This window comes from candidate division WOR-3 bacterium (assembly GCA_029858255.1).
Lineage (GTDB): Bacteria > Hydrothermota > Tepidihabitantia > SM23-42 > SM23-42 > SM23-42.
The window spans coordinates 42,723-68,670 of sequence record JAOUFJ010000011.1; the positions used below are offsets into that span (position 1 = coordinate 42,723).

Sequence of the window (25,948 nt, forward strand, 5' to 3'; positions counted from 1 at the left end):
GCAATTGACACTATGGCGTATTTCTGTATAATTATTGTCCGATGCACAGAAATCATGCGAATTGGGGATGGCAGGCAGCACAAATGCCTGGGTGCGAATTTCCATGATATTGGTGAACGATAGAAAAAGGAGGATAATATGAAGATTTTGGTCTTTGGTGGTTCTGGCAAGATCGGCTCAGCAGTCGCCTGGGATCTTGCTCCTGATAATGAAGTTGAAACGATCGGTATTGTGGGCCGGCACATGGAGACGCTACAGCAGGTGAAGGAATGGGTTGGCAGCGACAAGATTATTCCCCATATTCTCGATATCAACGACAGAGAAGCGGCCATTGCTTTGATGAAGCAGTATGATGTTGGAGTTTTGACCTTACCCAACCGTCAGACGAGTTACAAGGTGGTGCATCTGGCGATTGAAGCGGGACTGAATATCGTGGATACCATCGAAGAGTTTCATCGCACGCCTGATGAGTATGAGACCGAAGGGTTAGAAGTACCTGAGGGCATGAAGCTGGCAGATTATGGTGAATGGTTGCACAAAAGAGCGTGTGAAAATAACGTGACTTTCGTTGACGGAATGGGTTTCGCTCCAGGACTGAGCAACATAACCCTGGGCGACGGGATCAGGAAGATTGATGTTGCGGAAAAAGCAGTGGCTCGGGTCGGCGGTATTCCATCGAAAGATGCCGCGGCAAAACATCCTCTTCGTTACATGATCACCTGGGCCTTCGAACATGTGTTGAGAGAGTATATGATAAAGCTCAATGTCATAAGAGGCGGCAGGATCGTTGAGGTTAATGCGGCTACCGATCTCGAGAGTTTCCGGTTCAATAAGTTTGGAAAAGACGAGGAGTTACAGTGCGCTGTCACTCCTGGCATGCCGAGTTTTCTGTTCACGCGGAAACAGCTGAAGGAATTCGCCGAGAAAACGGTACGGTGGCCCGGGCATTGGCAGGGTGTCCACACACTAAAGGACTGCGGCATGCTCGACGTCGAGCCGGTGGATTTTAAGGGAGCGAAGATAGTGCCAAGGGAATTTCTGCTTTCGATCATCACACCGAGGTTGATCCCGAATGAGGGTGAAGGCGATGTCTGTGTAATGTACAATACGCTTGAAGGCAAGAAAGATGGCAAGGATGTGAAGATCGAGTATTTCATGTGGGATGAGCCTGACACGAAGCACAACATATCATCGATGATGCGGGTTACTGGTTATCCAATGGCAATAACCGCGCGGATGATCGGAAAGGGTGAGATCAAGGCAAAGGGAATAGTTGCTCCGGAAGATGCCGTGACCCCTGAGCTCTACAAGAAGTTCATCGAAGAATTGAAGAAACGCAATATCGAGATACTCGAGGTTGCGGGATAATCCGCGCTACAGGAAATTCCGGATAGAACAGCGGTATGTCAGGCATCGTATTCTTTAGGACAAAGAATATAAGCGATCTCTCAAGATTCTACACGGAGCAGATCGGCATGGCGATATGGCTGCGGCAGGAAGACTGCATAATTCTCCGTCATGGTAACATGCTATTGGGATTCTGCACGCGGGAGGAGGTAGAGCGTGCAGGCATGATTACATTCGTCTACGAGACCCGAAGAGAAGTTGATGAGATGTATGAAAAACTCATTGATATTGCTACAACACAACCAAGGGAGAATGAAAAATACAATATCTATCAATTCTTTGCACAGGATCCTGAGGGTCGAGCTCTTGAATTCCAGCATTTCCTCCATCCGGTCGCGCTCTGAACCTTGAAGTAATTTTGAGTCGGCTAATGGCAGACGGCAGTATCTCCGGAACCCCCGCTTAATGCATAATACGAAGCTATCGGTTATTCTCAATTGCGCCTTCGGCACAGCATTTGGATTTTTGCTTTTCAGGTTGACACTCGGTCCTGCATTTCAATATCCCGCGCTTTACATGCGGTACGTATGGTATCTATTATATCCCGTGCAATACATGAGAAACTTCACCGATCAAAGCATCTACATCTTGTTCTACGTCCTCCTGTGTTCGTATATACTGATCACAAATGTCCTCGTATACGAAACTCCTTTGGGAAAAACCGTGCTTAAGATGTTGTTCTGGATGGGCGTTCTTGCTCTGCCTTTTCTTCCTTTTGGCATTGAGTACATGTCACTGTCGCGTTACACAACCAGAATAACCAGTTACACATTACGCTTGATACCATTCATTGGTTTGTTGGCGTGGTTTTTCCTGGTTAATCGTTTCTATTTCAGACAGAACTACTTAGTTGCCGGCGCCTGGGCTTTTGTGAACTTTCTTCTTATCATTGTTGTCATTACCCTGGCCGACTTGTTGCCCATGTTGAAAACGAGGATGTTCTTCAGCGCGCTGGGTTATCGTGCTTCACTCGCTAACACGTTCCTGAGCACGATGCCCGTGATCGCCTTACTTGTGGCAATAGCGCTCGCGGTGTTTTACGTTTTTGTGTTCGATCGTCAGTTCCTCCGTGTCCCGCGTGCGCAAAACAAAAGATCGAATGTTTTGACTCCGGTATTTCTTTCGATCGCCTTCTTTCTGGTGCTCATGATCATACGCGATGATTTTCGAAGATACAGGTATTTCAATTATCAAGGTGGTATTGCAACGGTGTACTTTGCCGCCTACGATGACCGGCAGATGCTTTCATTCGACCAGAATAAGTTCACTCTCTCCAGTGGCCGCCAGAGTGTATTCTATCCGTTCGGTAGGTTCAATGTTCGGGACACGTTGCGTAAACATTCGGAGGAAATTTTACGTATGAAGATTATCGAAGGGTTGGATTATTACCGACTTGCTAGAATCATCGCGATAATCGCATACGGTCCGCGTGACACAGTAGTATACAAACGACTGAGGCCGGTGATCGCTGGCAGGCGATACCGGATTCCCGAGGAATTCTCGGTTTGGGCGGGGTATTTAGATAAGAGATATTCATCGTCTGATAATGACATGGTCGTCACGGGATGGGTTCACGTCAACGGCAGGCCTCTGGGTGGAATCGAATTCATCGTGAACAGGGTGTCACGTGAAGAGAAAAGAGCTGTAGTGCCGGTTTGGCATGACCACACAGACTCGAATGGAAGATTCGAATTTTCATGCTACAAGGATGCTGGGTTAGATAAAGCATACTATCAGGTGAATTTCTCCCTACCGGATACTATGATCGGCAAAGATATCCACTTGCTAAAGGTGACCCACGCCATACCGGTATTCTCCGGACCTGGAGAATACACGCTCGACACGCTCAGTGTTGAGTTCACGCGGCACGAACGTACATCATTTCGTAAAGGGCTGACGGTGCAGGCTTCTTCCGAACTTGATTCTTTTCTGCTTTCCTTGCCGGACTTGGGGATGGGGTTCCAGGCCAAGCTGGTCAGTGCGGTTTTGGAGTCGGGGGAGCTAAAGGATATTAAGCTTGAATACGTGCTTCCAGAAATGGATTCGAGCACGCAATTTTTGCTCGTTGAACAGATGAAGGCATCGAGACTTTACCTGAAGGAAGCGGATGGCGAAGCGGCGATAATCATATACTGACACCATCGCTTGAGTTCGAACCTGTATTATACCCAGAAGATCTGCTATCTTTTAAGGAATTTCGCCAGATAGTCGTATTCTATATTGACCTTTGTGCCAATTCGCAGACTGCCGAGGGCAGTGTGTTTGAGCGTATAGGGTATCAGGGAAACCGACAGTATGTTCTTGCCGATGGATGAGACGGTAAGGCTGGCGCCGTCGATACCGATCGAACCTTTGGGTACTACGTAGACAGCATACTTCGGGTCAATCTCGAAAGAGTATTCATTTGATTTGATTCTGACCAATCTTCCGACGTCGTCGACGTGACCGAGCATTATGTGTCCCCCCAGACGGTCACCGATTCGCATGGCGCGTTCGAGGTTGATGTGATCACCGGCGTGCCAGTTTCTCAACGTGGTCACGCCGAGCGTCTGCTGCATCGCATCGACGGTGAATCCGTTTTTGATGACATCGGTTACGGTGAGGCAGATACCCTGAATCGCGATGCTGTCACCATTTTCGACCTGCAGTCTAGACATGATCTTTATCTTCTGGACTCTGGATCTGGTGATTGAAATGATCTTTCCTTTTTCTTCAATTATTCCGGTAAACATGATATAGTTGATCCTCCCCAATGAGTTCTGACTTCTTTTTCTCGATGATCTTGCCGGCGAGCGGGACCTCAATGCCCTTGCTCACCGTGACTGGCGCGACAAATACATACAAATCATCGTATGTTTTCTCTTGAAGGAAATTAGTGAAGGTTTCGCCGCCGCCTTCAACAAGCATCGAGCCTATCTTGAGCATGCCGATCTTTCGGAGCAGGTCTGCGGTCGGATGTTTGTTCCCATCGAGATGGACCATTTCAATACCCAGTTTCTGTAATTCGCCGGCTTTCGTGCGGTCTGTATCTACTTTCGCGAAGACGATACGGCGGGCATTGGGCGCGAGCACGTTCGCGTTCAGCGGGATCTTCAGATCCGGGTCCAGGATAATCCGTGCTGGATTGTGTCTTCCTACCAGACGGTCGGTCAGGAATGGATTGTCAGTGAGCACGGTGTTGATCCCCACCAGCACCGCGCCAACCCGGTTCCGCAATGCATGGACATAGCGGCGCGATGGTTCAGAGGTCACGTACTTGCCGTTGAAACCAGATATTCTGAAGTTCTTTGTATATGCTATTTTCAGGGTCACATACGGGGTCCGTGTTTTGATGTATTTCCTATACCAGAGATTCAAATCCAGGGAGTGGGCGGATGGGGCCAAACATGCTACAGGTATATTCTTGCTGCGCAGAATCTCAACACTCTTACCGTCAACCGCCGGATTTGGGTCTGTCTCGGCGATGAAAACACGTTTTATACCTGCCTTTATTATGGCATCGACGCACGGCGGAGTATAGCCTTGCGTACAGCAAGGTTCCAGGTTTACGTAGAGGTCTGCGCCTCTTGTGTTTGCCCCGGCTTCGGTGATTGCCACAACCTCGGCGTGGGCTTCGCCAATTCTGCGGTGGAATCCTCTTCCCACGATGTTGCCGTCCTTCACCACGAGCGCCCCAACCAAAGGATTGATGCCGGTTTGCCCCCAACCCTTTGAAGCAAGTGTCATGGCATGCTGCATGTACATTCGGTCATAATCGCAGGAAATGTCCATATTTTTCGCAATTATAACCGCATGTATGTTGAAGTCAAGAACACAGCATTTCGTTACTTCAGCGTAGCACGTCATCAGTATAGGTATGTCTGCAGCGAAGCATGTCTACAGCATCAAACCACGCGAAACGCATCACGCCATACGCTTGATGCTGGATACGGAAGATTTTGATTTCGTTAGGTTCGTTAATCTCGTTATTATCGTTAGTTCCGTTATTTTTGTTCCGTTGCTCATCTTCCTAACCTCTTATCTTCGCAGCTTCTGCCTTTCTAGTTTCACTGATGCTCCGTGGCGCCGAGCCCAGCATTAGTATGTCTTCAGCCGAAGGCATGACTTCAGTGAAAACGTGGCTTCAGTCCGATGTGAGGATGTGTCTTCAGCGAAGCGTGTCTTCAGGGTATTCTGTATTTCTGTGCTTCAGTGTATTTTATGTTCTGTGTTTCAGTGTTCAGCAGATCCGTGGGAGACCCTCAGCTTCCATCTGGATCAGCGGGTGAGTGCCGCCAATTGCCGTACGCAACCACACGCCCTGCGGTTCGTTGACTACTTCACCGATGATCGCAGCGTGCTTGCCCAGCGGGTGGACGCGCATGATGTTCAGAATTCGTTCAGACCTTCTCCTGTCGACGAAAGCGACCAGCTTACCTTCATTGGCGATGTACAGGGGATCAAGGCCGAGTATTTCACTCGCGCCCCTGACCTGTTTTCTTATTGGCAACGCGGTTTCTTGGATGACGATGCCTTTACGGGTACCTTCCAATGTTTCATTAAGAACCGACACGACTCCCCCGCGCGTCGGGTCCCGCATGAAGTGCACGGCTGGTCCTGCCTTGAGAATTTCACGGACGAGACCGTGTAGCGCAGCTACATCACTCTTAACACTGAATTTGAGCCCCAGGTTCAAGCGTTCATTCATGATCGCGATGCCGTGATCACCGATGGTGCCGCTGAGCATGACATGGTCACCGACACGTATTCTATTCTTACTGATGCTTTGTTTAATGATCCCGACGCCTGACGTTGTGATGAATAGCTTGTCGGCTTTGCCTTTTTCAACCACCTTTGTATCACCGCATACCACGTTCACGCCAGCGGCACGCGCCGTCCGCGCGGCCGATTTCAGGATTCTTTCGAGATCGGAGAACTTGAAGCCTTCCTCGATTATCAGAGCTAGTGACAGCGATTTGGGTATTGCGCCTTTGACGGCGAGGTCGTTTATCGTTCCGCAAATCGCCAGTTTTCCGATATCGCCTCCCGGAAAGAATATCGGATCGACAACGTACGAATCAGTAGTGAACGCAATTTTTTGTCTCGCTGCCGGTAATTCCGCGGCGTCCTCGAGACGTTTTAGGATCTCGCTGTCGAAATATTTGAGAATTACATCACGGATTAATTTTGAAGTGAGCAACCCGCCCGAACCGTGACCCAGACGGACTTTATCTTCTGTCATTTTGGTTTTCAACGGCGGTCTTCGTTTTTCGTCTTTCGGTTGCAAAAAGCGAATCGGATAACGGTTTCGTCTTTCGAACCCGCACTTCGATAAACATATCGCTCCTCGAAACGGTCCAACATAAAACGAGTATTATCGTGCATCCAAACTCATTAGCCGTTAACTAGTAGTTGATATGTATCGCGCAAGAATCCGCGGGCAGCGAAGTTTTCTTTGAACCGCCCCAGGCCCCAGTTAGGCGTCATGTTAAGTGTGAAGGTCCCCAGATCAAGGTACTTGTATCCCTGATCGCGCCCCCACTTGATGACTTCGTAGAAAAGCAGGTTCACCGGACGGTAGTTTTGATACTTCTCATCGTGACTTATGTAAAAGGCGAGTATTACTCTGGGGTTGGTGACGAACAAAACCATTCCACCAACCATTCTTTCCTTTACGAAAGCGCCAAAGAGCATGATATCCTTCGGAAACATCTTCTTGAGTTTATTCAATTCGTCGAGCGAATGGGTAGGCGTCACATTATGGCGCATTCCCAGATTATGTTTCAGGATGTCATAGAAACCAGCATAGTCATCAGTGAACATCACCCTTACCCCTTCCCGGATGGCTTTTTTGGTAGATCGCCGAGCGTCGCCGTGGAATGTCGCCAGTGGTTCGGCCATGTCAAGAGGTATCACTGCGGTCACGTCTCTTTTTAAGTAGCTGAAATTGTTTTTCATCAATGCAAAATCGATATACTGATTAGGGTTACGGTAATAAATGAGCGGCGGTTGAGTGAGGATGATTTTCTCACATCGTTGCGCTTTGAAATACTCAACAACATGCTCAACCATCAGGTATATCGTATGAATGCCGAGGTCATCCTTGAGTACGAAACCTCCGTAGGATGCTCCCTGATGAGAAATTATCATAGTATCTTTTTCAACGGCAGGGAACACGGCGATGATATTGCCGCGTTCAGTTATTATCAGGTGATGGTTCTTGAAACGACCTGCCGGATGATAGTCAAGGAAGTCGTGGCTGTGGAAGATTGTCCCGTTGTTTGATTGCGCTACGAAATCCTCCCAGTGCTTGCGGTCTCTTTCGCTGAACTTGTTTATTTCCATGTAATCTTGAGTATAGCTATACGAGTAAAAATGTCAATGATGGCACAATGCGTAGGCATTTCGGATAATTGTTAGACTTGATTTTCGCGTGTTGTTCAATATAATCTGGACAAAAATCCGGCATATATGCTTAAGAAGACTTCACTTATCATCGCAATTCTTTATCTCATAAGAGGTAAGACAAAGGATCTCCTTTGAAAAAGCGCTATCTCTTCCTCGATATGCTCAGGGCTCTGGCAGTTGCCGAGATGATTCACGGCCATAGCCTTGAAGGTCTTTTAGACACTGCCCTGCGGAGTACCCCGTTCTTCGTTAACTGGACGCACGTGCGTGGTTATACCGCGCCTGTTTTTCTGTTTGCTGCGGGTTTTGCTTTTGCCCTTGCCACGCTGCCCAGGGTCGATGAGTACTCGAAGTTCTCCAAAACTCTGCTGACGAGATTGCGGCGGCTCTTTTTTGTAGTCTTGCTTGGTTATTTGATGTATTTACCCTATTTCTCACTGCGCCAGACGATTCTTTCAATTGGGACATCCGGGTGGGACAATCTCCTGAGGGTCGATATTCTGCGGTGTATCGGAGTTTCGGCTCTTTTCCTGCAGTTGTGGTTTCTGCTGAAGCCTAAGCGTATTGCTACATGGATAGTCGTCGGAGCGATCACAATTGCGTTGCCGATTTTGACGCCGGTTGTGCGACAGAGCGATTTTGTTCTGAATCTCCCGGCTTTCATCAGATACTATTTTGTCGACTCGCGGTTTCCACTCTTTTACTATGCTTCGTTCCTCTTCCTCGGGTTCATGCTGGGATCTTTGTTTACTAACCGCCAGGGTTCCTGGCTGAAATATTCAGTGATAGCTGCAGTACTGCTCATTCTTTTCGGACAGGTCTTGAACTGGTCAGGGGCGTTATACGCGCTGCGCGGTTTCATTACCAGGGGCGGTGTGATAATACTACTTACGGTGCTGCTTGAGAGGGGGGAGAGACTATGGGAACGCATGCCCCGGGCAGTCAAATATTTTGGCAAAGAATCGCTCGTGGTTTATGTAGTGCACCTCATGATCATTTATGGTTCAGTGCTCAACAGAGGTCTGGTATCTTACTGGGGGCGGACGTTGTCCTATTCTGAGGTCTACCTGTTCGTTGTGTGGTTGTTTGCTGCGATGGTGATCCTTGCCTATTTCTGGCATAAGCTGAAACTTGAACACATGCCGGTCGCGCATTGGGTGAAAAATACCATATACTGGTCATTTCTGGCTCTCTTCTTGTTGAAGCCGCATTAGCTAAAACGCTTGAAATTACGGCATTTTCTCGCTGGCTTGACCGAATTCATTGACCGATTGTCTGTTCACCCTTGACAAAGAGGATTTTTTTGTTATAATATAGTTGCTAATAGCAATTGTTGTTATTAGCAATAAAGGTGAATCAGATATGAGCAAAAAGCTATTTGAACTTATTATTATGCTGATGAAAAAATGCCAGCTGACCGAAACTAAGATCAGAAATGAATTTGGTCTTTCGGCAGCAGAATACAACGCGCTCCTGACGATCAGACGCGACGAGAAAATGTTGTGTAACGCGTTTTCGGAGAAGATGGGTCTTTCTGCATCCAGGGGCAGCCGGATCATCGACCGCCTCAAGAAGAAAGGATTCGTCAAGGGCGAGGCAGTACCTGATGACCGTAGGATTCTCAAAATTTCAATGACCGATAAGGGTATAGAGTTGAAGAACCTTATCGGCAAGAGAATGGATGAATGCGAAAACAATATATTGGGTAAGTTATCGACACAGCAGCGTGAGGATGTACGCAACGCACTCGAGATGCTGTCGGAGATAATGTAGTCGAAAGGACGTTTATGAAGGGAAGAGAAATCGCCGAAGCAACTGTGGTCAATTATGCACAGATGTTTGACCTCTCACTCACTAAGGACAAAATGATGGACATGATGCCCGGGCTCCTGCTCTTTCTCGCCCGGCGACCCGAGATGATTACACAGGTATTGGAGAGAATGCTTCCGATGATGGAGCAAATGAATATCGAAGTCAGTCACGATCTATTGATAGAGATGATGCCGTCTGTAGTCAAGGCTGTGAATATGGAACCGGGATTGGGAGGCGATGTCTTCAAGAGAATGGTCCCGATGATGGATGCGTTCAAACTCAAGATGAACTTCTATGTTATGAAAAATGTCATGGGTATGATGATGTTGATGATGATGCGCCATCCGACGGCAATTCCCGGTATGATGAAAGTGATGCCCAAGATGATGGATTTCAGTTTCTACACAAATTTTACGAGTAAGATAAAAGGAGTATTCCATGCACGAAACAAATAGGGATTGGCTGCCTGGTTTCGATAAGAAATTTGCCGAACTCACCCATCAGATGGTAAAAGATCTGGAAAAATGCCTGCAGTGCGGTAAGTGCACCGGACAGTGCCCGGCAGCGAAGTTATCTTCATACAACCCGAGAGAGATCATACGCGATCTGCGCATGGGCAACGTGGAAAAAGTGATCAGCAGCCACGAATTATGGTTGTGTTTTTTCTGCAGCGGCTGTTACGCAGTGTGCCCGCGGGACATAAATTTCCCGTTCGCGATTTCCATGTTGCGCTATGCTGCGCTCGCGCAGGGATACGGCTGGGAAGAAGTGAAGAAGATTAAGGACCCGTATGCTCAGGATTATTACAATACAGGTCTCTCGGTGAATATCAACGAGAGGAATATCGGCGTTAAAAGAGAGATCGCGAAGAATTCAGGAACCGATGGTCGGATCGAAACGGTACGCAAAAAGATGGGTTTGCCGCCCAAGAGACAGGTGTCGGAACGCGCGATGAGCGAGATCAAGTTCATCGCCGATGCGACGGGAATGACCGATCTGTTCAAAGAAATAGACAAGAAACAGGCGAAAGAGAAGAAATGGAACTACGGCAGTGCGGCTGACATGGTTAAGGTTAAGAAGGGGCCGAATCAGAAATTCATCGACGTTGAGGAAGAAGATAAGGAAAAGATATGTTGAGGAGGATTTAAGCATGCCACGCCAGGAAATATTAGAGAAAACAAAATTGTCAGACAGGATGTTTCTGTTCCAACCATGCGTCGGGAGTAACAAATACCCCGGCTTGATCACCGCATCGATCGAATTCTTCCGCAAGCTCGGGATCGAACTCGTGACCAGTGATGATCAAACATGCTGTGGAGGTTTCCTGACCTTCACCAATGTTGCCCAGCCGACGAGCACAATGCCCGCAGTGGCGCGTAATATCGCGGTGGCCGAGGAAATGGGTTTGGATATTCTTACGCTGTGCAATGGATGTCATACATTCCTGACTGAATTTTCACATTTTATGAATGACCGTCCACCCGTGAAAAACGTGGTCAATGTGATATTATCCATGATCGGCCGCGAGTACAAGGGTAATCAGGACATATACCATTCGCTGGAGATAATCTACAAGCTGAAGGAGCGTATCCGGGCAAACGTGACCCGGCCGCTCAATGGTATGAAATTCGCCACTCATTACGGATGCCACTACTTGAACGGCTTCAAGAAAACCGCTTTAGATGATCCTCACATGCCGACGATCATGGAAGAACTTATCGAGGCTATGGGCGGTGAGATCGCGGAGTACGGCGAGAACAGGACTTGCTGCGGCACGGGTTTGACACAGATCATCATCAACAAGGAGGAATTGTCGCTGCCGCATACGAAGATGAAACTGGACAATCTGAACGCGGCTGAGCCGGACGCAGTAGTTGTCGTCTGTCCGTACTGTCTTGCCCAGATCGACAGGATGCAGCAGAAATTGAACTACCGCCGATCGGGCAAGTACCGGGTACCGGTCATTCATCTGGTTCAACTCATCGGACTGGCACTCGGAGTCGATATCGTGAAACTTGGTTTTGATGCGCACGCGATCAGCTTCAAAGATTTCTTGAAGAAATTCGATTCGATCCACGCGAAAGCAGAGGTGCATAATGGCTAAGGTTGGTGTATTCGTATGTCATTGCGGGGTAAACATCGCGGCCAAGGTGGATGTGAAGAAGGTCGTCGACACGCTGAAAGATATGCCTGAGGTCGGCTTCGCTCAAGAATACAAATTCATGTGCTCTTCACCCGGGCAAGAACTTATCAGAAAAGCGATCAAGGATAACAACATTAACCGTGTAGTCGTTGCTGCCTGTTCACCGCGCATGCATCTACCAACTTTCCAGAAAGCACTGGCGAGCGAAGGATTGAACCCGTATCTCGTCTCCATGGCGAATATCCGCGAACAGTGCAGCTGGGTGACCGATGATCCGGCTGAGGCTACGCAGAAAGCGATCGACCTTGTAGCACGGCAGATAAAGCGGGTTGTGCACCAGGACCCCCTGGATGAGATTTACGTGCCCATGACCAAGACCGCTCTGGTCATCGGCGGGGGTATTGCCGGCATCCAGGCGGCGCTCGATATCGCGGACGGTAATCGCAAGGTAATTCTCGTGGAGAAGAGCCCGAGCATTGGCGGCCGCATGGCACAGCTTGACGAGACTTTTCCGACACTGGACTGCAGTCAGTGTATTCTGACCCCGAAGATGGTCGAGGCAGCACAGCATCCGAACATCGAGATCCGGGTCAATTCAGAAGTGAAAAAAGTTGATGGTTACGTAGGCAACTTTGAAGTTACCATTGAGAAAAAAGCGACGTATGTCGACGCGCAAAAGTGTATTGGTTGCGGAATTTGCCAGGAGAAGTGTCCGGTCAAGACAGTGCCGGATGACTTCAATGCCGGGCTGAACACGCGCGCCGCCATCGCCATTCCTTTCCCTCAGGCAGTACCTGCGATCCCAGTTATTGAAGCAGATTACTGCAAGAAACTGATTGAGAACAAGTGCGGTGTGTGTGCGAAAATATGCCCGGCCGAAGCAGTAGTTTATGATGACACTCCCAAACAGGAGACGGTGAATGTTGGTGCCATTGTTGTCGCCACCGGATACAGGGAAATGGACCCGGCAGTATACACAGAATACGGGGGCATGAAGTATCCCGACGTCATTACTGGCATGCAGTTCGAACGTCTCATTTCGTCGACCGGTCCGACCGGTGGCGAGTTGAAACGACCGAGCGACGGTAAGATACCCAAGACCGTGGTTTTCGTTCAGTGCGTGGGCAGCCGTGATGAATCAAAAGCACATGCTTATTGCAGTGGTATATGTTGTATGTATACGGCCAAGCACACGATGCTATACAAACACCACGTACCTGACGGCCAGGCGTACGTGAGTTACATCGACGTGCGGGCGCCGGGAAAGACCTACGAAGAGTTCGTCAGAAGGGCGATCGAAGAGGAAGATGTGAGATATCTACGTGGTCGTGTGGCGAAGATCCGTCGTCTGCAGAACGGGCAGTATCGTGTCTACACCGAAGATACGCTGGTCGGAAGAGCCGTGCATATCGACGCGGACATGGTCGTTCTTGCGAGCGCGGTAGAACCTCAGAAAGACGCGGTGGGATTGGCTCAGATCCTTGGTATCGCCTGCGATGCGGATGGTTTCTACACCGAAGCACATCCAAAATTGAAGCCCATCGAAACTGCGAGTGCTGGTGTTTTCCTTGCTGGCGCATGTCAGGGTCCGAAGGACATACCGGCGAGCGTCCAGCAGGGCAGCGCGGCAGCCAGCAAAGTTCTCGCTTTATTTGCCAAGGACACAATGGTCAAGTCGCCCCAGATCGCTGCCGTTGACCCGACTGCCTGTACCGGTTGCCTTACCTGCTCGTATGTCTGCCACTACTCGGCGATCGAGGAAAAAGAGTTTGGCAAACGGCGCGTTGCCGAGATCATTCCCGGCAAGTGTCAGGGGTGCGGTGCATGCGTGGCAACGTGCAAAGGAAAGGCGATTACGCTAGCCGGATTCAGCGACGATGAGATCTACGAGGAGATCGTATCATGCAGATAGAAAAAGAACCAAAAATCCTGGCAATCTTGTGCAAATGGTGCAGCTACGCAGGAGCCGATCTGGCAGGCACGAGCCGTTTCGCCTACCCGGCAAATGTCAGGATCGTCCAGGTTCCGTGTTCGGGCAGGGTCGATCCGATAATGATATTCAAGGCATTTGTTGAAGGCTACGATGGCGTTATGGTGAGTGGTTGCCATCCGGGCGATTGCCACTACACTACGGGGAATTATCACGCGCGTCGCAGGATAGCGGTTGCCCGTCGGTTGCTTGAGTTTGTGGGCGTGCATCCTGACCGCATGCATTTTACCTGGATCTCCGCGGCCGAAGGCAAGAAATTCGCCGAGGTTTGTTCCCGTTTCACGGATAAACTAAAGAACCTGTCCGGAACCGAAAAGACACTCGCGCGGAAGGAGCTCGCGACATGAACGAGATGAGAAACAAGATCGAGGAACTTTTCAAGAACGGAGAGATCGATGCAGTGCTCGGTTATCGCGAGGATCCAGCAACCGGTGAAGTTAAGGCGGCTGTCTTCAAGAAGGATGAAGCACTCGATGATATGGTCTTCGACGGAAGATGTGTGCAGAATTTGGTTAATTACTTGCCCACCCTTGTAGCACGATACAGGAAAGTCGGTATCGTATTGAAAGGGTGTGACGGGCGTTCACTGGTAACCCAACTGGTTGAGCACCGTATAAACAAAAACCAGATAGTCGCGCTTGGCGTTGGGTGCGAAGGCGTGAAGTTAGATGGTAAAGAAGCGGACAAGTGTGATGATTGCGCTACCAGCATGTCGCCGATCGCCGATTATGAATTCGGCGAGAAAAAGCACAAGAAAGAACCGGCGTTTTCGAAGGTTGAAGAAATAGAGAAGATGTCGCCGGCTGAACGCTGGAAATTCTTCGCTGATTATTTCGCAAGATGCGAACGTTGTTACGCGTGCCGGCAGATCTGTCCTTCCTGCTATTGTGAGATCTGCGTTGCAGACCAGCAGGAACCAAAGTGGATTGAACCCTCGGCAAAACTCTCGGCCAATACCATGTGGCATCTGATCAGAGCATATCATCTGGCCGGACGCTGTGCGGATTGCGGAGAGTGTGAGCGTGTATGCCCGCAGGAGATCCCGATGAGACTTCTGAATAACGCACTGGAAAAAGCCGTCCATGAATTATTCGACGTCCGTCCCGGGACGGTGCCCGATGAGATTCCACCACTTGTCGTGTTGAGCAAGGAAGACCCGGATACGATTCTGGAGGGCAAAAATGAATAAGTGGCATAAGATGAAGCGAACCGATCTGCAGAAATTCGTCTCCCGGCTTGCGGAAAAGTGGGAGGTATGGGTGCCTTACCGCGCAGACGGCAAGTGGGAATTCGGCATTTACGATGCCATGAAGGATCTGGATTTTCCGGAGAGTATAATACACGTTTCGCTGAAGAGCCTGTTCTTCCCCAAGCGGCGTCCCGTAGCCAAATACGAAGAGGATAGCAAGTGGTCTCTGCAGGCTGTCGTTCCGGAAGACAGACCGCGTATCGTCATTGGTCTGCATCCTTGTGATGTTGCCGGCATCGAATACATGGACAAGGTTTTCTTGAAATCCGAACATAAGGATGCGATGTACGAAGCGGAACGAGAACGTACTATGTTGATCGGTATGATCTGCAGCGAGATGGAAGATAATTGCCATTGTACGGACCGGGGACTGGCCCCGGATTCTACGCGTGGTATGGATGTCGCTTTCGTAGAGGCAGATGACCACTATCTATTCAAAAGCATGACCGACAGGGGAAAACAGGTTATGCAATCCGAATATCTGAAGGAAGTTGATGAGAAGCCGGAGAAAAAAGAGTGGCCGGCCGGCAAATACGCAATTGCATCTCCTGAAGAATTCATGGAGATGTACGATGACAAGATCTGGCATGAACTGTCGGATATATGTTTGACTTGCGGTATTTGCACCTACGCATGTCCGACCTGTGTCTGCTTTCTGGTGACCGATGAAAAGTTTAAAGGTAAGGGTGAGCGCGTAACGGTCTGGGACAGCTGTCAACTGCAATCTTATTCGAGAATGGCGGGCGGACATAATACGAGGAAAACACCTGCGAGCCGGGTGCGTAACCGGACCCTTGATAAGTTCGCCTACAGTCATCTAAGGTACGGTCAGATCTCGTGTACTGGCTGCGGTCGGTGTGTAATGGTCTGTCCATTGAAGAGAAGTTTTCCCCAGCTCGGCGCCCGTCTTTCAGAAAGAATAGAGGAAAAGAAAAAGGGTAAAGCCAAAGCCGGTACGCGGTCAAAGGAGGCTTGATATGACGACGATCGAACTCGTGCCAAAACCAGCAACGATCAAGAAGGTAATTGAAGAATCTAGAGACGTTAAGAGCTATGTCTTACAGATGAACAGAGCCCAGAAAATGGCGGCCCGCCCCGGGCAGTTTGTTGAAGTCTCTGTTCAAGGCTTCGGTGAAGCAACCTTCGCGGTCACCCGGACCGCCAAGGACAAAACCGACTTCACGATCTCTGTCAAGCGAATGGGGCATCTAACAAAAATGCTGCATCGTGCAGCACCGGGTGACGTAGTCGGCGTCCGAGGACCGTATGGAAACAGTTTTCCGGTCGATGCCTGGAAGGGGAACGGTATAGTCGTGATCGGCGGCGGTATTGGGTTGGCGCCGCTACGTCCGGTCATAGACCATATCCTGCAGCACCGGACGAATTTCGGTAAGCTGGAGATCATTTTTGGTGCGCGTACACCCGATGACATTCTTTACAAAGAAGATCTCAGGATATGGGAAAATGATAAGAGCATTGCATTACATACAACGATAGATGTACCGTTTGAAGGCTGGAGCGGTCGGGTCGGGGTGGTGCCGGTCGTTGTCAAGGATCTGGCACCGAGACCGGACAACAAAATAGCGATCGTTTGCGGACCCCCCATAATGATAAAATTCACCGCTGCTGCACTGAGGGAATTGAAATGGCCGGGTAATAGAGTTTACACGACACTCGAGATGAAAATGCAGTGTGGTATCGGTCAGTGCGGTCGGTGTAACATAGGTGAGAAATTTATCTGTAAGGATGGTCCCGTATTCAGTTTGGACCAGATCCCAGAACACGCGCTATAGTTAATGACCCATTACATCTAACCAGTTCACTTCCACCTCCAAATGCCCCGCCATTAAGGTGAGGGGCGTTTCATTTGTAGAATCATTGACCGTTTAATCTTCAGTTTTGTGAAACTTTTTGCCCCTTGGCTGCGTATATTATAGTGATGGCTAACAAGAAAAGAGCGTTCACAAGAAAAGAAGGAGGAATAATGAGAATTTACCTGGCTATTTTGCTCTTATTGAGCGTGTCGGTCGGGCAAGCATTGTCTGATAAGGATGAATATGACGGCTTGATGCCTGCGGTTGAGGTTGTTGCCAGCAGATGCAATTTTGAAGGGCCTGCGTACGTCGGGTCATTACCTGCTGTTGATGTTACGGCTCCACGATACGAATTTGAAGACGACGCATGGAGCGGTTTGATGCCGGAGACTATAGTCACAGCAGTACGCACCGCACCCGTGGATATTGCCTATCTTGGCAGCGCGGGGTTCGCTCGATAACCAGTGACATCATGAAACGGCGAATGTTGTATGCTTCAATATTTCTCCTGGTGGTCGGTCTGACCGGATGCTCTCACTATGCCGCCCGGGAGATGAGCAGTGAGCGTTACCTCAGGCGGTATCTTGATGAAAATGAGAACATATATGAAGATATTTGTGTGCAAATGGGTTCGGCATACTGGAATTATTATGCTCAGGAGGCCGAAGCCGATCTTGCCACGCCGCGCGAGCGTTTCAGGGAATTACTGACGAGTGATACACTTAACAGGGTTGTCGAATCCTGGTATTCCAACAGGATGGCGATCAAAGATCAGGTACTGAGAAGCAGGGTGATAGTCTGGCATAATGTACTCACCGCGGCAAAGGTTGAGATGGATCCGGAAATATTCGACCTCAGGAATAGATTGGAAATGTGGCTCGCTGAGACCGACGACGTTTCTTCTATTCCCTCCAGAGAGGAGATGGACAGTGTTATGCTGAGGCTGATGGAATTACGCAATACCAGATCACAGAGTCTTGGGTTTGAAAATTTCGCTGAACTGGTTTTGGAGGTAAACGGTATCGGTGCCGAATGGTTCTATGAATTAGTTAAGAAAATAGATGCCGCCACCGCAGAACCGTATGCAGAATTATTGGAGGAACTCAAACAGGAACTGGGCAAGTCTGAGATCGATGCCAATGATATTGGCAAATTGTTCGGTCTGTACTACGTAACAAATCAAGGCGCTCCAATCCCGGCAGAAAAGATGGATTCTCTGATTATGGAGACGATCGAAGGCATCGGTATTGAATTCGAAGATTTGAACGTCGATATCGTTGAACAGGACTTGCCCGGTGGGGTAGGTGGTCAGTCACTTGCCATTCGCATACCTGAGGATTTCAAGGTTGTCGTGATGGATGACCTTTCATTCTATGACCGGGTGCATGAGATCGGACATGGCGCCCAGTATACGTTTACCGCGATCGGTTATCCGATATTAGAGGGCTATGAATGGTGTTTGGGAAGCGACTGCGGCGCATATTCTGAAGGTATTGCCGAGACCCTCGCCAAGTTCGTTCGCAGTGATGAATGGCAGAGAAGAAATGGGGAAATGGGTGACGAAGATATCATGGCTCAAAAAGAGTTGCTCAGAAAGTATATGCCGCTGTACCTTCGCACTCTACTAGTTAACTCTATGTATGAAACTGCACTATACGATGATCTGGCACGAGACCATCTGGAAATATGGCAGATGCTCCATAAGAAGTATCTTTCATTAGAAAAATCGACGTTCAGACCGATCCCATTTGCCAATATCATTCACGTATCTTATCCCATATATGTACAGAATTATTTGATCTCCGATGTAATTGCCTGGCAGATACACGAAACTCTCCAAGACAAATTCGGTACCGCCTACGCGTTTGACACGCGTGTCGGACCTTTCTTGAAGGAATACTTCTACAATGATGGCGGATTGATTCCATGGCAGATGCGGTTGAAAAACGCGACCGGCAGAGCACTCGATATTGATGGTTACCTGAGTGCTGGTGGTTTAGAGGGAAAAGAATAAATATTTAGTCATAAAGCACCCCGCGGCTCCGCCCTCACGCGCAAGGGCGGAGCCGCTTCTTTGTGACCAAAATACTAGCACTGATCGTTGTGTCCGTTATTTCCGTTAGATTCGTTAATATCGCTGGCAACATATTTGTAATCTTGTTACAACGGGATTAACGATAATAACGAGTTAACGGGCTAAACGATACCTACAGTAATAGCGGGAATAGCGAGCAAAACGAAACTAACGTTTTCTGTATCGAGCATGAGACCAGAGGTATGCCTCTGGTCTGCGTTGACAAATCGCCAATATATGTTATAATAAACGAATGGCTCTAAAATTCAGCATATCTGGATTGCGTGGTGTGGTTGACAGAGACTTAAATCCTGATGTGGTATTCAAATACGCAAGATCCTATGGAGGATTTGTTGACTCAGGGCATGTCATTATCGGGCGGGATACTCGCGAATCCGGTAATCCCTATCGTAAGGCAGTCATACAGGGTCTACGGTCTGTAGGATGTCGGGTTACTGATCTTGGAATCGTCCCCACGCCGACCGTACTATTTATGGTAAGAAAAATGAGGGCGAAGGGCGGTATTGTGATCACGGCAAGCCATAATCCAATGCAGTGGAATGCTCTGAAATTTGTATCATCACAAGGCCTTTTCCTGAATGAAAGGCAGTTCAAAAGGTTTGCTGATAGCATTATGGAGAGCGGCGAGCCGGTACGCCACAAAAAACAGAAGGTGGAGTTATTTAAATCGGGTCTTCAGGAACACATACGAAAAATAGTATCAAAAGTCAAACCCCTGCAAAGCCCATTCCGCGTCGCTGTTGACGCGGTAAACGGAGCTGGTTCGGTCGGATTGCCTCGGGTGCTGGAAGAAATGGGCTGCAAGGTATTCCGGCTGAATTGCCGTTTTTCACCTGTCTTTCCACGCCGGCCAGAACCGACCCGGGAAAACATTGGTGCCCTGAGCCGTTTCGTCAAGAGATGCAAATTGGACATCGGGTTCGCGTGCGACCCGGACTGTGACCGTATCGCGGTTGTCGATGAGAAAGGACGGGCGATCGGTGAGGAGAATTCCCTCGTGCTTGCTACGGACTATATTCTGAGCCGCAAAAAGGGTGGCGTGGTGACCAATCTTTCCACCACCGCGCTGATGGATTTCGTTGCCCGTAAACATAATGCCCGTTTGTATCGCACGAGAGTGGGCGAGGCGAATGTAGTGTCAAAGATGAAATCGGCGGCGGCAGTCATTGGCGGAGAAGGTAATGGTGGTATCATCTATCCTGCACTTAACTTCACACGCGACGCTATGGTCGGCGCTGCTCTGATCATGAAATTTGTGGAAAAATCCGGGGTTTCTATATCAGAAATAATGGCCGGTTATCCTCAATATTTTATCATCAAGAAAAAATTGATCTTGAGCAAAGAGCGGTTCGAAGAAAAAAAGCAGACTATCGTCGATGCATTTCGCGGCAAACTGGATTATACTGATGGGCTGAAGATAATCAGCGATGAATATTGGATCCACATAAGGCCGTCCCAGACCGAACATGTCGTAAGGATCATCGGGGAATCAAGAGATAGAACACAGATCGAAAACTACATGACTAGAGTAAAGAACATACTCTACCGGGGATAGTTCTTTTTACAGCAGGAAAGAGATAAAGAAAAGGGGCAGATTTCTCTGCCCCTTTTCAGTTTTATCGTAGTATCCGTTTAGCGTACGACGATCAGTTTCTTTGTTACTCTCTGATCTTCACCCTGTAGTTGGTAGAAGTAGACGCCACTAGCAACCTGTTTTCCAGTATTGTCACGGCTGTCCCAGACAACACTATGTGTGCCTGCTTCGACGCGCTGGTCAACCAGTGTCCTAATCAGTTTCCCTGATACGTCGTAAACCGTGAGCGATACATTCTGTGCGTTCGGTAACTGGTATGAGATAATGCCGGCTGTCTTCATCGGGCTCGGCACAATCTGAGCAAGGTTGAAAGTAGACAGTGCTTTGCTGCTGTTCTCGTCGATACCAGGTTCGTCGAGCGGAATGACCTTCAGGCGCATCATGAAATCACCAGAAGCCTCTGGTGTCCAGAGGCTACCCTGGTAGTTCCACATCTGCCCGACGTAATCAACTGCTACATCACGAAGCAGGCCCACCGAGTCTCCCGGTCCAATGATATATCCGACAAATATCCCGTAGGGATTGGCCGTGCTGATGTTGAGGTCAGTCAGGTCGATGGTCGACCATTGATACCCTGGTGATTCAAACCCAGCGATCGAGTCGATGAACGGGCCTGGAGCCGCAGCGCCAACTGCCTGGTAGACACGGATGTCAACGGTGCCGGGACCCTCGAACAAGAACTTGACCTGGTGCAGCAGACCGCTATCAATGCCAACATCTGTAAATTCGAATCGTGTAAAGCAGCCATCTCCTGGTGTCACCACCAACGGAGCATAGTTAGGCTGACCGTCATCATAGATTATGGTTCTGGCATTGGTCACCTCGAAATTGAGCAGTGCGGTCTGTCCCCAGTTGCCGGCGTTATCGGCGGCGCGTACGCGGTACCATATGTCAGTGTGCCAACTCTGCGCCGGAATATCGGCTTCATAGATATTCGTGCCTGTACTCACCATGGGTATGGTGACCCCTGAACTGCCTTCGACCTGGTAGTATAAGACCACAGAATCGGTATTCACACCGGTACCTGGATCAGTTATCGTAGCCGTAACCGTATAGTTGTTCACGGTGTCGGCAGTATCAGCCAGCGGTGTGTGAACGATGTTCGGTGGCACCAAATCCGGCGGCGGTGAGTCAGCGATCCTGACATCATCGATGAAGAACCCCTGCCCGCCCGAAAGCGCGTCGTATGCGAAAGTGAAGCGGACCTGTACTTGATTACCCGGTGAAACATAACCTAAAGAGACCAGGTCCTCAGAACTGACGTTGACCCAGTCCGGGTTTGTCGAGTAGCAGTAAGCCCAGGCAGTGAGCAATTGGCCGGTATTCGCCAGCGGTGAATCGTAAGTGGGATTTAGATGCCCTGCTGCTGCCGGGTCGACCTGTGCCCACGTACTACCACTGTTGGAGGAAATCTCGACGATCGCGCCATCGAAATTCGTCGCTGCACCTTCCAGATCAGCCCAGTAGCTGAACGAAAGATAGAATGCAGGCCAGCCGGTAATATCAATAGTTGGTGTCGCAATCCAGGTAAGGTAGCCTGGGTTTGCGCCTGGTGATGGGTAGACTGCCACGTCAGTTGACGGATGGCCAGGATACCTGTATCCGTCCCATGCCGGAGCCTGCGGTCCATAGTTATCAGTAGTATCTCTCATTCCCCACAGCCCTGATGCTACATCACCGCCCGTTGTCCATGGTGCGATGGCCGACCGCTCAAAACTGTCGACGAACTCCTGTCGCATCGGGATCAACACCGGGACTGATTCACGTGATAGCTCAAGATATACAGTGTTGGTGGTGCTTGCTTGATTTTCGATTTCAGTAGCACTTCCGACGGTCGCCATAACCAGCATGGCGGTGAATACCAACACACAATTGACCTTTTTGTCAATCATCAATACCTCCTTTATTCTGTTGCATTTCTTTAAAATGATGCCCCTTTTGTGATGTGTATCTACTCATACAGATTCCTTCGGACAATTACTATCGCTCACCTCCTTTCAGTCGAAAGGAACGGGCATCAGCCCATGTTATAGTATTCTAGACTTCTCATCATATTCTATTTATTTCCAATCGACATGTCAACCGTTATCTGCATGCTGTCCGGTCGACGCTGCTTCATATCGCCGTAGACAGGTAATATGGGTCTAATCCTGTACCTGCTTGACATTTTGACGAATGGTGATAGAATTGAGAGCAACACAACTTATGACTTTCTGGCAGGAAATAGGATCAGATAGCATTTGAAAGGAGCTATAACTAATGAGATATGCTTACGTGATTTTATGTCAGATGATGTTGTTGACCACTCTACTGGGCGGGCAGTCAAGTGACTTCACAGTGGTGGAATTGGTCCCGGTCCAGCAGAGGGGCAAATGGGGTTATATCGACGGCGCGGGCAAGCAGGTCATCGAGCCACGCTTCAGGGGTGCCGGTTTCTTTTCCCAAGGCCTCGCTGCCGTGAAGTTGGATAACAAGTGGGCATTTATCGACCAGAGTGGGAACATAATGATCAAGCCGCAATTCACTCCTTTCAGTGTTTCGGCTGGGCAGACTTTTACGGCTAATGTGACATTGATCGTGTTGCCGTAGATCTTTGCCGTCAATATTCAATCAGGAGAGGTTTAACGACCTCTCCTTTTTGTTTTCAATAGAAAAAGGCCGGCATGCGCCGGCCTTTTTACAGCAGGGAATGTATTAGTTGATATCGATTTCGATATGCTTGGGTTTCAGTGATTCTGGCTTCGGAAGAGTAACATGGAGCACGCCGTCCTTGTAAGTGGCTTTCACTTTGTCGGCATCAACGGTCGCGGGTAATCTTATCATTCTGCGGAATTGTCCGTAGCAGCGTTCGATACGATGAACTGTTTTGTCTTTCTTCTCGTTTTCGCGTGTTCTTTCACCGGAAATCGTAAGCATATCATCCTGTACCGATACCTTTATATCCTCTTTTGTCATGCCCGGTATCTCTGCCCTGACCATCAGATTGCCATTGCTTTCCTCTATATCGATTGCGGGTTTCCAGTAATTGTCAAGATCACCTTGGCCACTTCCAAAAAATGTATCGAAGAGGCGGTCCATATCGTCTCTCATGCTAACTAACTCTCTGAAGGGTTCCCATGGTTTCATTTGCTTTTCGTTCATATTAATGACCTCCGTCTGAATTTTAGACAAAAAACAGTGGTTTTCGTTTAGTCGCTTTTGCGGGATTTCTTAGAAGGTGAAATACTTTGAAAAATCAATCTGAAAGCCTTCCGGGTAATACTCGCCGCGTTCCTTATCGACGATATAATTGCCCCGGTACTGCTTTTTCACGATCATGCTGAGTGCTTCACAGAATTTATCGATCTCTTCTTTTTTATTATAGAGGCCGAAACTTATGCGTATGGTGCCAGGTATTTTTGACCGGTCGCGGGCAAGGATGTGCTTTTCGACCTCCTTTGCATCCTCCGGCGTTACGCCCAGTAAAGATTTCACGTAGGGGTGCGCGCAGAAACAACCATTTCTGACACCGATTCCGCCTTCGTAACTCAATATCGCCGAGACTAAAGCGTGGTCCATATCCGCCACGTTGAGGCTTATGACGCCAAGCCGATTGCGGGCATTGTCCGGGTCCTTGTCGCCGTATATCAGAACTTCGGGCATGGCAGACAATTTTCGGAGAGCGTATGACGTCAGATCGGCCTCGTGCTCGATGATCGAGTCAAAACCTACCTGATCTATCAATTTTACAACTTCCGCAAGTGCTACAACACCCACAATATCAGGCGTGCCGGCTTCTTCTCGCTCTGGCAAATCCTTCCAATATGCACTCTCGAGATCGACGATATCTACCGTGCCGCCGCCTACATAATCCGGGTCGCCGTGCTCGAACACCGATCTGTCTGCGACCAGCACCCCAATGCCATAGGGTGCGTACATTTTGTGTGCTGAGAATGCGAGATAATCGATGTGTTGCGGATCTTCCTTCGGTTTTACGTTCATCGGACGGTGAGGAGCAAGCTGTGCTGCGTCGACCGCGATCTGTGCTCCTGCTGCGTGTGCTCTTTCCGCATATTCATGGATCGGATTGATATAACCGGTAACATTCGACGCTCCACTGATAGCCAGCAAACATATCTTGCCTTTGTATTTGTTGATCTTGTTGCATAGATCGTCATGGTCCACGGTGCCGTCCCGCTTGATATCGATGTGTATGATCTTCCCGACTTTACGCCACGGCAGTTCATTTGAATGATGTTCCATTACCGACGTAAGTATCACAGGTTTCTCTGCTTCCCCGGCCATGCGGGAGATGATCGGACACTGAAAGCGCCACGCAAGTTTGTTGATTGCCTCGGTAGTATTTTTGCAGAATATGACGGCTGAATGGGTATCGGCGCCGACAAAACGGGCGATTATGTTTCTCGCTTCTTCAAAAACCCAGGACGAAAGTTGAGATTTAAATCCCGTTCCGCGGTGTACGTTTGAATACCACTTGCTGAATTCGTTGACCTTTTCCTGGACCGGCCGCAGGGTAGGTGTGCTTGCTGCGTTATCAAAATTTATGTACCTGGTTTTTGTACCGTCGAGAAGGGGTACTTCTTCGTTGAACCCAACTATTTGTTTCTGTAATTCTTTCAGATCCATGCATTAGCCTCACTTTTTCCGATCTCTCAACAAGAATAAAAGGGACAGCACATTATACTGGATTAAGGCGCATAGTCAAGTTCATGAATGCCATTTTTTAATTGGTGGCGATGATCGAGCGGGCCCTGCACGCTCTCTGTTGACTTAACACGCTCTCTGTGTATTATTAGCTGTACGCAATAAATAAATCATGACAAAAGCTAAGGAGGTAATGATGCAATATATCCGCGAGCCACGACCGCTCTATGTTACTTGCATTGTTGGGATCCTGCTGCTGTGCACGACGCTGTCGGCGGCAGCACAGTTCGAGGCAGATATGATCGATTCTGTCCATCAAGATGGTACGAAGAGGGAGAGCAAGTTGTATGTCAAGGGTTACAGATACCGGACAGAGCAGGTGGAAAATGAGCAGGAAATCGTTGTCCTGGTCGACCAGGAAGAAGGTCTGACACGCGTTCTTTTCACTCTTGATAAAACGTACACCGAGATGCCGAACGATGATACGCAGAGTCTGATCAATGATCCTTTTCAGTCCGCCAGGTACATGGAAGTGTTGGGTGGAAAACAGAAGATAGGCAGTGAGGAGATAGCAGGATACGCATGCGACATTTACCTGGTCAAATACGATACAATGGAACTCGCGAAGATGTGGGTGGCCGGGAAATTAGAATTTCCGCTGAAGATAGTGATGCTCGGTAAGTTCGGCAGGACAATGTTGTTAAAGAACATAGAAGAATCTTCGTTTAAGGATGATTTGTTCACTTTGCCTTTGGGATATCTAAGAATGTACGATCCGGAGGATTTGAAACCGGAGCCGCCAGAGTGGGTCGC

General features: G+C 48.9%; 25 protein-coding genes. 18 read left to right on the forward strand and 7 right to left on the reverse strand.

The window, feature by feature from the left end:
• The first annotated feature begins 138 nt into the window (after positions 1–138).
• The 3 genes from OEV79_06515 (at position 139) to OEV79_06525 (ending at position 3,543) form a co-directional block, all read left to right on the forward strand.
• Entirely contained in the window at positions 139–1,368 is a 1,230-nt protein-coding gene (locus tag OEV79_06515; GenBank protein ID MDH4211085.1) for a saccharopine dehydrogenase NADP-binding domain-containing protein, read from the forward strand.
• Between the two features lie 35 nt (positions 1,369–1,403).
• Positions 1,404–1,751 carry a VOC family protein gene (locus OEV79_06520; GenBank protein MDH4211086.1) on the forward strand — a complete coding sequence of 116 codons (348 nt, stop codon included), beginning with the start codon at positions 1,404–1,406 and terminating at the stop codon, positions 1,749–1,751.
• 61 nt (positions 1,752–1,812) lie between these two features.
• Entirely contained in the window at positions 1,813–3,543 is a 1,731-nt protein-coding gene (locus OEV79_06525) for a hypothetical protein (GenBank protein MDH4211087.1), read from the forward strand.
• A 44-nt stretch (positions 3,544–3,587) separates the two neighbouring features.
• Here OEV79_06525 and OEV79_06530 read toward each other — a convergent pair whose 3' ends face one another.
• The 4 genes from OEV79_06530 to OEV79_06545 form a co-directional block, all read right to left on the reverse strand.
• On the reverse strand, positions 3,588–4,139 hold the full coding sequence (locus OEV79_06530; GenBank protein MDH4211088.1) for a riboflavin synthase: 552 nt from the start codon (positions 4,137–4,139) through the stop codon (positions 3,588–3,590).
• Positions 4,120–5,178: a bifunctional diaminohydroxyphosphoribosylaminopyrimidine deaminase/5-amino-6-(5-phosphoribosylamino)uracil reductase RibD gene (gene ribD, locus OEV79_06535; GenBank protein ID MDH4211089.1), complete on the reverse strand. Its 1,059-nt coding sequence runs from the start codon at positions 5,176–5,178 to the stop codon at positions 4,120–4,122. Before ribD ends, OEV79_06530 begins: the two co-directional genes overlap by 20 nt.
• Positions 5,179–5,626: 448 nt before the next feature.
• Positions 5,627–6,628 carry a hydrogenase expression/formation protein HypE gene (gene hypE, locus OEV79_06540; protein MDH4211090.1) on the reverse strand — a complete coding sequence of 334 codons (1,002 nt, stop codon included), beginning with the start codon at positions 6,626–6,628 and terminating at the stop codon, positions 5,627–5,629.
• 152 nt (positions 6,629–6,780) lie between these two features.
• A complete protein-coding gene (locus OEV79_06545; protein ID MDH4211091.1) occupies positions 6,781–7,731 on the reverse strand; it encodes a GNAT family N-acetyltransferase in 951 nt (316 codons plus the stop codon).
• Between the two features lie 194 nt (positions 7,732–7,925).
• On the opposite strand from OEV79_06545, the gene OEV79_06550 reads away from it, so the two are divergent.
• From OEV79_06550 to glmM, 13 genes are all read left to right on the forward strand, one after another.
• Positions 7,926–9,008, forward strand: a complete 1,083-nt coding sequence (locus OEV79_06550) for a heparan-alpha-glucosaminide N-acetyltransferase domain-containing protein (GenBank protein MDH4211092.1) — start codon at positions 7,926–7,928, stop codon at positions 9,006–9,008.
• 148 nt (positions 9,009–9,156) lie between these two features.
• On the forward strand, positions 9,157–9,567 hold the full coding sequence (locus OEV79_06555; GenBank protein MDH4211093.1) for a MarR family transcriptional regulator: 411 nt from the start codon (positions 9,157–9,159) through the stop codon (positions 9,565–9,567).
• A 14-nt stretch (positions 9,568–9,581) separates the two neighbouring features.
• Complete coding sequence (locus OEV79_06560) at positions 9,582–10,061, forward strand: hypothetical protein (protein ID MDH4211094.1); 480 nt, start codon at positions 9,582–9,584, stop codon at positions 10,059–10,061.
• Positions 10,045–10,743, forward strand: coding sequence for a 4Fe-4S dicluster domain-containing protein (locus OEV79_06565; GenBank protein MDH4211095.1), 699 nt, complete (start codon positions 10,045–10,047; stop codon positions 10,741–10,743). The genes OEV79_06560 and OEV79_06565 overlap by 17 nt, the downstream gene beginning before the upstream one ends.
• 13 nt (positions 10,744–10,756) lie before the next feature.
• Positions 10,757–11,710 carry a CoB--CoM heterodisulfide reductase iron-sulfur subunit B family protein gene (locus OEV79_06570; protein ID MDH4211096.1) on the forward strand — a complete coding sequence of 318 codons (954 nt, stop codon included), beginning with the start codon at positions 10,757–10,759 and terminating at the stop codon, positions 11,708–11,710.
• Positions 11,703–13,661: a CoB--CoM heterodisulfide reductase iron-sulfur subunit A family protein gene (locus OEV79_06575; GenBank protein ID MDH4211097.1), complete on the forward strand. Its 1,959-nt coding sequence runs from the start codon at positions 11,703–11,705 to the stop codon at positions 13,659–13,661. Before OEV79_06570 ends, OEV79_06575 begins: the two co-directional genes overlap by 8 nt.
• A complete protein-coding gene (locus OEV79_06580) occupies positions 13,652–14,086 on the forward strand; it encodes a hydrogenase iron-sulfur subunit (GenBank protein ID MDH4211098.1) in 435 nt (144 codons plus the stop codon). The genes OEV79_06575 and OEV79_06580 overlap by 10 nt, the downstream gene beginning before the upstream one ends.
• Positions 14,083–14,928 carry a 4Fe-4S dicluster domain-containing protein gene (locus OEV79_06585; protein MDH4211099.1) on the forward strand — a complete coding sequence of 282 codons (846 nt, stop codon included), beginning with the start codon at positions 14,083–14,085 and terminating at the stop codon, positions 14,926–14,928. Before OEV79_06580 ends, OEV79_06585 begins: the two co-directional genes overlap by 4 nt.
• A complete protein-coding gene (locus OEV79_06590; protein ID MDH4211100.1) occupies positions 14,921–15,964 on the forward strand; it encodes a 4Fe-4S dicluster domain-containing protein in 1,044 nt (347 codons plus the stop codon). Before OEV79_06585 ends, OEV79_06590 begins: the two co-directional genes overlap by 8 nt.
• Position 15,965: 1 nt before the next feature.
• Complete coding sequence (locus OEV79_06595) at positions 15,966–16,781, forward strand: FAD/NAD(P)-binding protein (GenBank protein ID MDH4211101.1); 816 nt, start codon at positions 15,966–15,968, stop codon at positions 16,779–16,781.
• A gap of 191 nt (positions 16,782–16,972) precedes the next feature.
• Positions 16,973–17,263, forward strand: a complete 291-nt coding sequence (locus OEV79_06600) for a hypothetical protein (protein ID MDH4211102.1) — start codon at positions 16,973–16,975, stop codon at positions 17,261–17,263.
• Positions 17,264–17,274: 11 nt separating this feature from the next.
• Positions 17,275–18,816 carry a hypothetical protein gene (locus OEV79_06605; protein MDH4211103.1) on the forward strand — a complete coding sequence of 514 codons (1,542 nt, stop codon included), beginning with the start codon at positions 17,275–17,277 and terminating at the stop codon, positions 18,814–18,816.
• 313 nt (positions 18,817–19,129) lie between these two features.
• Complete coding sequence (gene glmM, locus OEV79_06610; protein ID MDH4211104.1) at positions 19,130–20,452, forward strand: phosphoglucosamine mutase; 1,323 nt, start codon at positions 19,130–19,132, stop codon at positions 20,450–20,452.
• A 77-nt stretch (positions 20,453–20,529) separates the two neighbouring features.
• Here glmM and OEV79_06615 read toward each other — a convergent pair whose 3' ends face one another.
• Positions 20,530–22,383, reverse strand: coding sequence for a T9SS type A sorting domain-containing protein (locus tag OEV79_06615; protein MDH4211105.1), 1,854 nt, complete (start codon positions 22,381–22,383; stop codon positions 20,530–20,532).
• Positions 22,384–22,750: 367 nt separating this feature from the next.
• Between OEV79_06615 and OEV79_06620 the strand changes: the two genes are divergently transcribed.
• On the forward strand, positions 22,751–23,080 hold the full coding sequence (locus OEV79_06620; protein MDH4211106.1) for a WG repeat-containing protein: 330 nt from the start codon (positions 22,751–22,753) through the stop codon (positions 23,078–23,080).
• 105 nt (positions 23,081–23,185) lie between these two features.
• Here the strand turns inward: OEV79_06620 and OEV79_06625 are convergent, their stop codons facing one another.
• Together OEV79_06625 and OEV79_06630 are read right to left on the reverse strand one after the other, a co-directional pair.
• On the reverse strand, positions 23,186–23,632 hold the full coding sequence (locus OEV79_06625) for an Hsp20/alpha crystallin family protein (GenBank protein MDH4211107.1): 447 nt from the start codon (positions 23,630–23,632) through the stop codon (positions 23,186–23,188).
• Positions 23,633–23,701: 69 nt separating this feature from the next.
• A complete protein-coding gene (locus OEV79_06630) occupies positions 23,702–25,117 on the reverse strand; it encodes an aminotransferase class V-fold PLP-dependent enzyme (GenBank protein MDH4211108.1) in 1,416 nt (471 codons plus the stop codon).
• Between the two features lie 211 nt (positions 25,118–25,328).
• Between OEV79_06630 and OEV79_06635 the strand changes: the two genes are divergently transcribed.
• Positions 25,329–25,948 (forward strand): DUF4412 domain-containing protein (locus OEV79_06635; protein MDH4211109.1); only part of this gene is annotated, 620 nt, incomplete at its 3' end.

Bases quoted from the DNA above. Each gene is read 5' to 3' on its own strand.
- OEV79_06515 (MDH4211085.1), top strand. From the start codon at position 139: ATGAAGATTTTGGTCTTTGGTGGTTCTGGCAAGATCGGCTCAGCAGTC.
- OEV79_06520 (MDH4211086.1), top strand. From the start codon at position 1,404: ATGTCAGGCATCGTATTCTTTAGGACAAAGAATATAAGCGATCTCTCA.
- OEV79_06525 (MDH4211087.1), top strand. From the start codon at position 1,813: ATGCATAATACGAAGCTATCGGTTATTCTCAATTGCGCCTTCGGCACA.
- OEV79_06530 (MDH4211088.1), bottom strand. From the start codon at position 4,139: ATGTTTACCGGAATAATTGAAGAAAAAGGAAAGATCATTTCAATCACC.
- ribD (MDH4211089.1), bottom strand. From the start codon at position 5,178: ATGGACATTTCCTGCGATTATGACCGAATGTACATGCAGCATGCCATG.
- hypE (MDH4211090.1), bottom strand. From the start codon at position 6,628: ATGACAGAAGATAAAGTCCGTCTGGGTCACGGTTCGGGCGGGTTGCTC.
- OEV79_06545 (MDH4211091.1), bottom strand. From the start codon at position 7,731: ATGGAAATAAACAAGTTCAGCGAAAGAGACCGCAAGCACTGGGAGGAT.
- OEV79_06555 (MDH4211093.1), top strand. From the start codon at position 9,157: ATGAGCAAAAAGCTATTTGAACTTATTATTATGCTGATGAAAAAATGC.
- OEV79_06560 (MDH4211094.1), top strand. From the start codon at position 9,582: ATGAAGGGAAGAGAAATCGCCGAAGCAACTGTGGTCAATTATGCACAG.
- OEV79_06565 (MDH4211095.1), top strand. From the start codon at position 10,045: ATGCACGAAACAAATAGGGATTGGCTGCCTGGTTTCGATAAGAAATTT.
- OEV79_06570 (MDH4211096.1), top strand. From the start codon at position 10,757: ATGCCACGCCAGGAAATATTAGAGAAAACAAAATTGTCAGACAGGATG.
- OEV79_06575 (MDH4211097.1), top strand. From the start codon at position 11,703: ATGGCTAAGGTTGGTGTATTCGTATGTCATTGCGGGGTAAACATCGCG.
- OEV79_06580 (MDH4211098.1), top strand. From the start codon at position 13,652: ATGCAGATAGAAAAAGAACCAAAAATCCTGGCAATCTTGTGCAAATGG.
- OEV79_06585 (MDH4211099.1), top strand. From the start codon at position 14,083: ATGAACGAGATGAGAAACAAGATCGAGGAACTTTTCAAGAACGGAGAG.
- OEV79_06590 (MDH4211100.1), top strand. From the start codon at position 14,921: ATGAATAAGTGGCATAAGATGAAGCGAACCGATCTGCAGAAATTCGTC.
- OEV79_06595 (MDH4211101.1), top strand. From the start codon at position 15,966: ATGACGACGATCGAACTCGTGCCAAAACCAGCAACGATCAAGAAGGTA.
- OEV79_06600 (MDH4211102.1), top strand. From the start codon at position 16,973: ATGAGAATTTACCTGGCTATTTTGCTCTTATTGAGCGTGTCGGTCGGG.
- OEV79_06605 (MDH4211103.1), top strand. From the start codon at position 17,275: ATGAAACGGCGAATGTTGTATGCTTCAATATTTCTCCTGGTGGTCGGT.
- glmM (MDH4211104.1), top strand. From the start codon at position 19,130: ATGGCTCTAAAATTCAGCATATCTGGATTGCGTGGTGTGGTTGACAGA.
- OEV79_06615 (MDH4211105.1), bottom strand. From the start codon at position 22,383: ATGATTGACAAAAAGGTCAATTGTGTGTTGGTATTCACCGCCATGCTG.
- OEV79_06620 (MDH4211106.1), top strand. From the start codon at position 22,751: ATGAGATATGCTTACGTGATTTTATGTCAGATGATGTTGTTGACCACT.
- OEV79_06625 (MDH4211107.1), bottom strand. From the start codon at position 23,632: ATGAACGAAAAGCAAATGAAACCATGGGAACCCTTCAGAGAGTTAGTT.
- OEV79_06630 (MDH4211108.1), bottom strand. From the start codon at position 25,117: ATGGATCTGAAAGAATTACAGAAACAAATAGTTGGGTTCAACGAAGAA.